We start from the raw sequence: 7302 nt of genomic DNA on the forward strand, positions 1-7302 counted from the left end.
TACGAATGAATTGTCTAACATCTAAACTTGATTATTTATTTGGAGGTATTTATACATGTCAGCAAAATGGGAAAAACAAGAAGGTAATATCGGTACTCTTACAATCGAAGTACCTGCTGCAGAAATCGACGCAGCAATGGACCAAGCGTTCAAAAAAGTTGTAAAACAAATTAACGTACCAGGTTTCCGTAAAGGTAAAATGCCTCGTAAAATGTTTGAACAACGTTTTGGTATCGAATCTCTATACCAAGATGCATTAGAAATCATCGTTCCTGAATCTTATGCAAAAGCAATTGACGAAGCTGGAATTATGCCAGTTGATTACCCAGAAATCGCTGGTACAGAAAACTTTGTACACGGCCAAGATTTCACATTCACTGCACAAGTAACAGTGAAACCAGAACCAAAACTAGGAGACTACAAAGGTCTAGAAGTATCTAAACTTCCAGTAGAAGTAACAGATGAAGAAGTAGATGCTCAAATTCAAGACCAATTAGCTCGCAAAGCAGAGCTTGAAATCAAAGAAGACGAAGCAATCGTAGATGGTGATACAGCTGTAATCGACTTCGAAGGTTTCGTAGGCGAAGAAGCTTTTGAAGGTGGTAAAGGTGAAGACTATCCACTAGAAATCGGTTCAGGTTCATTCATTCCAGGTTTTGAAGAGCAACTTGTGGGTGTTAAAGCTGGCGAATCTAAAGATGTTGTTGTTACATTCCCAGAAGAATACCATGCAGCTGAATTAGCTGGTAAAGAAGCTACTTTCAAAGTAACTGTGAAGGAAGTTAAAACAAAAGTTCTTCCTGAGTTAAATGATGAATTTGCAAAAGAATTAGATCCAGAAGTTGAAAGCGTTGAAGCTTTACGCGCTAAAATTAAAGAACAAACTGCAGCTCAAAAAGTAACAGAATCAGATGCAGCTCTTCGTGACGAGCTTGTAGAAAAAGCTGCTGAAAACGCTGAGTTTGAAGTACCAGCAGGTATGATCAACTCTGAAACTGATCGTATGTTACAAGAATTTGGTCAACGTTTACAAATGCAAGGTATGAACTTAGACCTTTACTACCAATTCTCTGGTCAATCAGAAGAAGACTTACGTGGCCAAATGAAAGAAGAAGCTGAAAGCCGTGTACGTGTATCATTAACACTTGAAGCGATTGCTGAAGCTGAAAAAATTGAAGCATCTGAAGCAGATATTGAAGCAGAATTAGAAAAAATGGCTGCTCAATTTAACATGACTAAAGATCAAATCACAAGTGCTTTAGGTGGTACAGCAGTACTTGAAAACGACATCAAAATCCAAAAAACAGTTGAATTTTTAGTAGAAAACGCTAAAATTACTGAATAAGATTTTGTGTAATTAGATAGCCCAAAAAAAACAAGGTACGGCATTCATCCGTGCCTTGTTTTATCACATAAACTCTTAAAAATTAGTCCCCTTAACATTTATTTCACTTTATACTTCACTTATACATAGTATTGTTTTAGTTTTTATCTTCATTCAGCAGATATTTTTTGTAGCCAAAGCATATCGTCAGGTACAAAAAACGTCCATCTCACATAGATGGCGAGCTGTATGCCTTTTAACCTTTTTAGTGTGTGTTTAAACCACGACTGGATGAAGATAGTGCCTACTGGCAAGTGTCAAGGATTTGGATTGAAGTCCAGGCGCTATTTGAGTCAAGGCGAAATTGATACGATGCTATACTTAACTTCATTCAGAAAGGTCCTAATAAAATTTTATTTTTTGAGTGATATACCCTTGGTTGAATGTAGTAGATTTATAAATAGAGATCGGTAGTTTGTAGTGTGTCGAAAGTGAATAAATGTAACTTTATAGCAGTATAAGGTGGCGAAGTAAGCAGGTTCCTATAGCATGCTTCGAAAGTTAAATGAAGTAAAGTACATGACGATGCGTTATAATCTACACATGCATAATTGCTGAGGCGTAAATGATGCAGACAATTTATTTGATAAAGATTCAATAATCTTGTAAGATTGTTGCTTGAATAGGGGTGAAACATATTGTTCAAATTTAATGATGAAAAAGGCAATTTAAAATGCTCATTTTGTGGAAAGCCACAAGAACAAGTGCGTAAATTAGTTGCAGGTCCAGGTGTTTATATTTGTGATGAATGTATCGAGCTTTGTTCAGAGATCGTTGTAGAGGAACTAGGTGTAGAGGAGGAAATTGAATTCCAAGATATTCCGAAACCGAAAGAAATCTTAACGATTTTAGATGAGTATGTAATTGGACAAGAGCGTGCTAAAAAAGCATTGGCAGTTGCAGTTTACAATCACTATAAACGTATCAATACGAATAGTAAAATTGATGATATTGAATTAGCAAAATCGAACATTGTGTTAATCGGCCCAACTGGTAGCGGTAAAACTTTATTAGCTCAAACGTTAGCACGTATTTTAAATGTTCCGTTCGCAATCGCGGATGCTACCTCCTTAACTGAAGCAGGTTATGTTGGTGAGGACGTTGAAAATATTTTATTAAAGTTAATCCAATCAGCTGATTATGATATCGAACGCGCTGAAAAAGGGATTATCTATATTGATGAAATTGACAAAGTTGCACGTAAGTCAGAGAATCCATCAATTACACGCGATGTTTCTGGCGAAGGTGTTCAGCAGGCACTCCTAAAAATTCTTGAAGGAACAGTTGCAAGCGTTCCACCACAAGGAGGACGAAAACATCCTCATCAAGAATTCTTACAGATCGATACAACCAATATTCTTTTCATAGTGGGCGGTGCATTTGATGGTATTGAAACAATCATTAAACGACGTCAGGGTGAAAAAGTAATAGGATTCGGTTCAGATCCGAATAAAGTTGATGTAGATGAAGGTTCTATCATGTCCAAGCTGATTCCTGAGGATTTATTGAAGTTTGGTTTAATACCAGAGTTCATTGGTCGATTACCTGTACTTGCAAGCCTGGAGCAATTAAACGAAGCTGCACTAGTACAAATTTTAACAGAGCCGAAAAATGCACTAGCCAAGCAATATCAAAAAATGCTTGAATTAGATGGCGTTGAGCTTGAATTTGATGAAGATGCTCTTGTGGCAATTGCTAAGGAAGCAATTGAACGTAAAACAGGTGCGCGTGGTCTTCGTTCAATTATTGAGTCAACAATGCTTGATGTAATGTACGAATTACCTTCACGTGAAGACGTAAAAAAATGTATCATTACAGCAAAAACAATTACGGATAAAGAAAAACCGAAATTGCTTCTTGAAGATGGCACTGAACTCGATGAAGGTAGCGACACTAAAACTTCAGCATAATGAATAGACGTGGCTGTCTACCGTTGTGAGATAGAGAGTAATTAGCTGACTTCGATTGTGCAATATTCGCACATATCGACAGTCAGCTTTTTATTCATTCCTACATAAAGCCAGCTGTAACTTGAAGAAATTTTTGGCTCGCTTCAATATCTAGTGTGAATCAACTTTTTAAACACATACTAGTAGCGCGGGATGTTAACATGAAAATTTTGACGGAGGTGAATGCCCGCATGGTGACAATACAAAAAACAACAAATGTACCATTATTGCCTTTGCGTGGACTTTTAGTATTCCCATCGATGGTGTTACATATTGATGTGGGTAGAAATCGTTCTGTAGCGGCGCTTGAGCAGGCAATGTTAGAGGACCAAATGATTTTATTGGTAACACAAAAAGAAATGCACGACGAACAGCCTGAAGAGCAAGATCTGTATTCAGTTGGTACAATTGCATATGTCAAACAAATGCTAAAATTACCAAACGGCACGTTACGCATCCTTGTAGAAGGTGTTGCGCGTGCAACGTGGAAAAATTATCGTGCGTTAGAGAAGTATACTGTTGTGGATATTGAGGTTAAAGAGGAGTCAACAGAAAAAGATGTAGAAACACAAGCATTGATGCGGACATTGTTGACGTATTTTGAAAAATATGCCAAATCCTCCAATAAAATTACAACTGAGACGATCAATACTGTAACGGATATTGAAGAGCCTGGCCGTTTAGCAGATATTATTGCTTCTCATTTGCCGTTTAAAATTGCTGACAAGCAAGAAGTATTGGAAATGCTTAGCGTTAAAAAACGACTTGATCATTTAATTATTCGCTTGCATGATGAACAGGAAGTTTTGGATTTAGAAAAGAAAATTAATTCCAAAGTAAAGCAGTCAATGGAGCGTACGCAAAAGGAATATTATTTACGTGAGCAAATGAAAGCTATACAAACGGAGCTGGGAGATCGCGAAGGGAAAACCGGAGAAGTTGCAGAATTACGGAAGCGTATCGACGAAGCTGGTATGCCAGAATCAACAAAAGAAGCAGCACTGAAAGAATTAGATCGCTATGAAAAAATACCCGGGGCTAGTGCAGAGAGTGGTGTTATTCGCAATTACATTGATTGGCTTATTTCCTTACCGTGGACAAATGCTACAGAGGATCGCATGAATATTGCCCATGCTGAAAACATTTTAAACCGAGATCATGATGGATTAGAAAAAGTCAAAGAACGTGTTCTGGAATATTTAGCCGTACGTCAGCTGAAAAATTCACTGCGAGGACCTATTTTATGCTTAGCAGGACCTCCAGGCGTTGGTAAAACATCATTAGCTCGCTCCATTGCGGAAAGTTTAGATCGAAAGTTTATTCGTATTTCTTTAGGTGGTGTTCGGGATGAATCGGAAATTCGTGGACATCGACGTACGTATGTTGGTGCAATGCCAGGACGTATTATTCAAGGAATGAAAAAAGCAGGTACCATTAATCCGGTGTTTTTATTAGATGAAATCGATAAAATGTCGAATGATTTTAGAGGTGACCCTGCAGCAGCGATGCTTGAAGTTTTAGACCCTGCACAAAATAATACATTTAGTGATCATTATATTGAGGAACCATATGATCTCTCTAATGTGTTATTTATTGCAACTGCCAATGATTTAAGTAGCATACCAGGGCCATTATTAGATCGTATGGAAGTAATTTCTATTGCAGGCTATACTGAAATCGAGAAAGCTCAAATTACCAAAAACCATCTCATACCAAAGCAGCTTAAAGAACATGGTTTGAAAAAAACACAGGTAGTAATCAAAGATGAAGCAGTCACTGATATTATACGTTATTATACACGGGAAGCAGGAGTGCGCGGTTTAGAACGACAAATCGCTACGCTTTGCCGTAAAATTGCCAAAGTAATTGTATCTGGTGAGAAAAAACGCGTAACGGTTAGCTCAAAATCATTACAAGATTTACTTGGTAAACATCGTTTCCGCTATGGACAGGCTGAAAAGGAAAATCAAGTGGGTGTCGCAACTGGACTTGCTTATACAACAGTTGGTGGAGATACATTACAAATTGAAGTTTCTTTAACGCCGGGTAAAGGGAAGTTACAACTTACTGGTAAGCTTGGAGAAGTAATGAAGGAATCTGCTCAAACAGCATTATCCTATGTTCGTACAAAAATGGAACACCTAAATGTGGATGCAGAATTTTTTGATACTCATGATATTCATATCCATGTACCAGAGGGTGCTGTACCTAAAGATGGACCATCAGCTGGTATTACAATGGCAACAGCTATCGTTTCGGCTATTCTACATCGCCCGATTCGCCGCGAGGTAGGTATGACAGGTGAGATTACCTTGCGTGGCCGTGTATTGCCAATCGGCGGCTTAAAAGAAAAAACATTAAGCGCTCACCGTGCAGGATTAACGACAATCATATGTCCTAAGGATAATGAACGTGATATAGAGGATATTCCTGATAGTGTACGTGAGCAATTAACATTTAAACTAGTGACATCGGCTGATGAAGTTTTAGCCTATGCGCTGGACGGAGGTTTTTAAAAAAATGAAAGTCCATAATGTCGAAATGGTCATTAGTGCGGTACGACCAGACCAATATCCAGAAGATGGACTGCCAGAATTTGCATTAGCAGGTCGTTCGAATGTAGGAAAGTCTTCCTTCATTAATCGAATGATCGGACGTAAAGCTTTAGCACGTATTTCATCTAAGCCTGGTAAAACACAAACCCTTAATTTTTATAAGATTGAAGAGCAGCTATTTTTTGTAGATGTTCCAGGGTATGGTTATGCAAAGGTTTCTAAAACAGAGCGTGAGGCATGGGGAAAAATGATCGAGCGCTATTTTACAGGACGCCAGGAGTTAAAAGCAGTCGTACAAATTATAGATTTGCGACATCCTCCAACAGCTGATGATCGTATGATGTATGATTTTTTAAAGCATTACAATATTCCTTGCATTGTCATTGCAACCAAGGCAGATAAAATTCCAAAAGGTAAATGGGATAAACATAAGAAAATTGTCAAAGAGACGCTGGAGATGGAAAAAAGTGATCCTCTTATTGTCTTCTCTTCAGAAACAGGTCTTGGCTTTGAGGAAGCTTGGAAAACAATCGAAAACAAAATGTAATAAAAAACATCTATTGTGTCTAAGGCGTTAGGACAATAGATGTTTTTTGTATTTTCAATCGTATAGAAAATTAGGGAAAAATACTTGATGATGAAACTATTTGTCCGATAAATTAGATAGGAGGTGGACTAGATGGATATCGCAGCTTTATCGATGGCAAAGAACCAAGCAACACTTATGCAAAATGTATCTTTAGCTGTTACGAAGCAGGCAATGGAAATGCAACAGCAAAATACAGAACAGTTAGTTGAAATGTTAGATGCTCCACATCCAACTGCTGGACATACAATTGATATTCAAGTATGAAGTAGGCAAGGTAGCTTGAGGTTAAAAGCTACCTCAACTTTTATTTTTAGAAAAAAATTCAAGAAGGCCTAAAATGTAACTTTTCGAATAAGAAAAACTACCAATAATACGATATACTAATAATTAGTAAGGAGGCAGGGTTTTTTGAAAAAATATTCATACATACTGATGATTACGTTACTGATGATAGTAGGTTTTTCCTTTAATCAATCTGCTAAAGCTGCCCAATTAGTGACAGGGACCTTTGTCGATGTAACGTTTTCAGAATATACGAAGCCAGATGGCACGATAGAAAAGCAGCTTAGTAAAATAACATTGGAAAATGATCGTGGACGAACAGTGACGTTTAATATTAATAAAAATACTAGATTATATATTAATAATACGTCTACAACGATTGAGGGCTTTAAGATGGGTATGGAAGTCGAGGCTGACATTTCTCTCAGAAGTGTTGTTGAACTTCGCGGTACCTCTAATACACCAACAGAAACAAATGTACCCTCAACAGGAAGCAGTAACGGTAAAACAACGGCTGGTGTCGTAACGAGTATTGATCCAAAT

At 37.6% G+C, this 7302-nt stretch carries 5 protein-coding genes and 1 pseudogene; all 6 read left to right on the forward strand.

Annotated elements, in window-relative coordinates:
* Nucleotides 1-55 precede the first annotated feature (55 nt).
* Nucleotides 56-1345: a trigger factor gene (tig, locus tag CD31_RS02730; protein WP_016991866.1), complete on the forward strand. Its 1290-nt coding sequence runs from the start codon at nucleotides 56-58 to the stop codon at nucleotides 1343-1345.
* Nucleotides 1346-2022: 677 nt separating this feature from the next.
* The gene (gene clpX / locus CD31_RS02735; protein WP_036075657.1) at nucleotides 2023-3294 is read left to right on the forward strand and encodes an ATP-dependent protease ATP-binding subunit ClpX; all 1272 of its coding nucleotides are present in this window, start codon (nucleotides 2023-2025) and stop codon (nucleotides 3292-3294) included.
* Between the two features lie 230 nt (nucleotides 3295-3524).
* Complete coding sequence (gene lon / locus CD31_RS02740) at nucleotides 3525-5849, forward strand: endopeptidase La (protein ID WP_016991868.1); 2325 nt, start codon at nucleotides 3525-3527, stop codon at nucleotides 5847-5849.
* A 4-nt stretch (nucleotides 5850-5853) separates the two neighbouring features.
* Nucleotides 5854-6435, forward strand: a complete 582-nt coding sequence (yihA, locus tag CD31_RS02745; protein ID WP_016991869.1) for a ribosome biogenesis GTP-binding protein YihA/YsxC — start codon at nucleotides 5854-5856, stop codon at nucleotides 6433-6435.
* 132 nt (nucleotides 6436-6567) lie between these two features.
* The gene (locus tag CD31_RS22820) at nucleotides 6568-6741 is read left to right on the forward strand and encodes a YjfB family protein (protein ID WP_016991870.1); all 174 of its coding nucleotides are present in this window, start codon (nucleotides 6568-6570) and stop codon (nucleotides 6739-6741) included.
* Nucleotides 6742-6885: 144 nt separating this feature from the next.
* Nucleotides 6886-7302, forward strand: a pseudogene (locus CD31_RS02750) (hypothetical protein); the annotation flags it as partial.

Origin of the sequence: Lysinibacillus boronitolerans JCM 21713 = 10a = NBRC 103108 (assembly GCF_000772935.1) — a bacterium.
Lineage (GTDB): Bacteria > Bacillota > Bacilli > Bacillales_A > Planococcaceae > Lysinibacillus > Lysinibacillus boronitolerans.

What these genes read in the sequence shown, in the direction of transcription:
- tig (WP_016991866.1), top strand. Translation starts at nt 56, where the DNA reads ATGTCAGCAAAATGGGAAAAACAAGAAGGTAATATCGGTACTCTTACA.
- lon (WP_016991868.1), top strand. Translation starts at nt 3,525, where the DNA reads ATGGTGACAATACAAAAAACAACAAATGTACCATTATTGCCTTTGCGT.
- yihA (WP_016991869.1), top strand. Translation starts at nt 5,854, where the DNA reads ATGAAAGTCCATAATGTCGAAATGGTCATTAGTGCGGTACGACCAGAC.
- CD31_RS22820 (WP_016991870.1), top strand. Translation starts at nt 6,568, where the DNA reads ATGGATATCGCAGCTTTATCGATGGCAAAGAACCAAGCAACACTTATG.